Annotated in this window: 2 protein-coding genes; both read left to right on the forward strand. The window is 43.5% G+C overall.

All coding sequences use genetic code 11. The features are described from left to right. The coding region (locus ABYW01_RS18385; RefSeq protein ID WP_372835652.1) for a hypothetical protein at window positions 1-333 on the forward strand (333 nt) is incomplete at its 5' end. Window positions 334-354: 21 nt separating this feature from the next. Continuing rightward, window positions 355-2,862, forward strand: a 2,508-nt coding sequence (locus tag ABYW01_RS18390) for a bacteriohemerythrin (protein WP_372835654.1), incomplete at its 3' end; no start/stop codon positions are given.

Genomic DNA, 2,862 nt, shown 5'->3' on the forward strand with positions numbered 1-2,862 from the left:
ATTTTCGACGACGCCAACACCTTCTTCGGCTTCATCTATACATTGGGAGCATCCGCCGAACGGAATTTACCTCGCGTGCTGACGCATCCGCAGACCATGAACCGGCTTGGAAAGCAAAACTTAATTCAGTTGACCAATTTGTCTGAGATGGAAACTGAGAAATTCGTACAGAAACTTGTCAACCAGTTTGTGGATCAGGGGGCTATGCGGGGCGGTACTTTTCAGCTCCTTACGGCGCGTATCCTAGTAAGGCCAGTACCCGGTTTCATTGATGAAAAACTCAGGCCAGGATATGACGTGCTTGGGAACCCTGATAATATTCAGGGCGATTGAACTCTGAACGGATGACTCTGCATGGCTTTTTTTGAAATTTTTCCTTGGCATAAAAATTTTGAAACAGGTATCGATTTAATCGACGAACAGCACAAGCGTCTTGTGGACATTCTAAATCAACTGGCGGCTCATCTGGCCAACCGTTCGAATCCTATCGTACTGAACACCGTCTTCGATGAACTGGCAAGTTATGCTGATTATCATTTCCAAACAGAAGAAAAAGTTTGGAGCGAGCATTTCAAAGATGATGAGTGGTATCAAGAGCACGAGCTTACCCACGAATCTTTCAGAGAAGCCGTGCTGGAGTTAAAGCATACCGATAGTCAAAAGCCACTGGATGATGTTATTCAAGACGTGGTTTCCTTTCTGTCTCGATGGCTTGCGTACCATATTCTGGACACCGACAAGCGCATGGCAAAGGCTGTCTTGGCGGTAAACTCCGGTATGGATTTGAAACAGGCTAAGGAACACGCCAATGAAGAGATGACGGGATCTATGCAGGTCCTTATCGATACAGTACTCACCATGTACGACTCTCTTTCCTCTCGCACATTAGACCTGATGAGAGAGAAAGCGCTTCGTAAACAAGCAGAAAAGGAATTGCATGCCAGTGAAGAGCGTTGGAAGTTCATCTTTAAGGATAATGGCGACGATGTCTGGGATTGGAATTTAGAAACGGGTGATGTCTTCCATTCAGAGGAGAGTCTTTCCGTATTTGATCTTGTCGGAACGACCACGCCAACGACAGCCAGTGAATTGAAGATTCATCCTGAAGATCTGCAGCGTGTTAAAGTGGATTTTCAAGCGCATCTCGACGGTGAAACGGAGTTCTATAGTAATAAGCATCGTGTCTTGCGAGAAAATGGAAGCTGGTCATGGGTTTCCACGCGAGGCAAAGTTGTGAGCCGTGACGAAAACGGCAAGGCGTTGCGTATGGTGGGTACGCATACGGATATTACCGAACGCGAACTCGCTATTGTTGTTTATAAAAATAGTAGCCAGGCGATGTTTGTTACTGATACTAATGACACGATTATTAGTATCAACCCTGCATTTACAAGAATTACGGGTTACATAGAAGACGAAATTATTGGATCTCATCCTGATATTTTAAAGTCGGATAGACATGATGATGGGTTCTACGCAGACATGCAAAATGAACTCAATGAAACGGAGTATTGGGAAGGGGAAGTCTGGAGTAAACGTAAAAATGGTGAAGTTTTTCCTCAGCTCCTTACAGTTACGACAGTAAAAAGCTCTAGTGATACCGTTGATCATCGCATTGCACTCTTTTCAGATATTACCGAAAAGAAAAAAAAGGATGAAATAATTCGCCAGCAAGCGCATTTTGATTCACTGACAACACTACCTAACCGACAAAACTTTCAAGACAGCCTGAAACAAGAGATTCGGCGTGCTAAACGTTCGCAACTGCCGCTGGCGGTTCTGTTTATCGACTTAGACCATTTTAAAGAGGTCAACGATACCTTGGGGCATAATGTTGGCGATGTGTTATTAAAAAAAGCCGCCCAGCGTATTGCAGATCAAGTACGTGAGTCTGATACGATTTCGCGAATCGGAGGAGATGAGTTTACAGCTATCCTGCCTGAGATAGGCGACAGCATTAATGTCGATCATATTGCTCAGAAAATTATCCAGGCATTAACGGAACCATTCCAGTTAGGCGAAGAAAAGGCCTATATCTCGGCCAGTATTGGGATAACCGTATATCCAAAAGATGGTTGCGAGGTTTCCGAGCTTCTGAAAAATGCTGATCAGGCCATGTATTTGGCAAAGACATCTGGCCGTGGTCGTTTTAGTTATTTTACGGCGGAGATGCAGCAGGAGGCACAAGAGCGCCAAGAAATAATCAATGATCTGAGGCGTGCAATTGAGGAGCAGCAATTTCAGCTTTATTATCAACCTATTATTGATTTTAATACGATGAGTATTAAAAAAGCGGAAGCACTAATTCGGTGGAATCATCCAACTAAAGGGGTGGTTGGCCCTATCGATTTTATACCTTTTGCAGAACAAACCGGTTTGATCGTCAGTATTGGAGATTGGGTGTTTAAAGAGGCCGCGCGCCAAGTAAAGAAATGGAAGCAGTTGTTCTGTGATGATTTTCAGGTCAGTATTAATAAATCTCCCGTGCAATTTCGCCAGCCAGAAGGAAACGATTGGTTTGAATATCTGGCTAAACTTGATTTGCCCGGTAAAAACTGTGTCATAGAGATTACAGAAACCCTATTGATGGAGCAAAGTCGGGAGGTTGGTGAATTACTGTTGAAATATCGTGATGCAGGTATTGAAGTGGCACTCGATGACTTCGGTACAGGTTATTCATCGTTGGCATATCTCAACGAGTTCCATATAGACTATATCAAAATAGATCAGTCGTTTGTCTGTGAATTAAAAGTAGGTTCGCAAAGCCTTGCATTATGTGAAGCCATTATAGTTATGGCACATAAGCTAAATATGAAAGTTATTGCCGAAGGTATTGAAACACGGTTGCAAGCTGAGTTGTTG

Source organism: Pontibacterium sp., assembly GCF_041587635.1.
In the GTDB taxonomy this organism is placed as follows: domain Bacteria; phylum Pseudomonadota; class Gammaproteobacteria; order Pseudomonadales; family Balneatricaceae; genus Pontibacterium.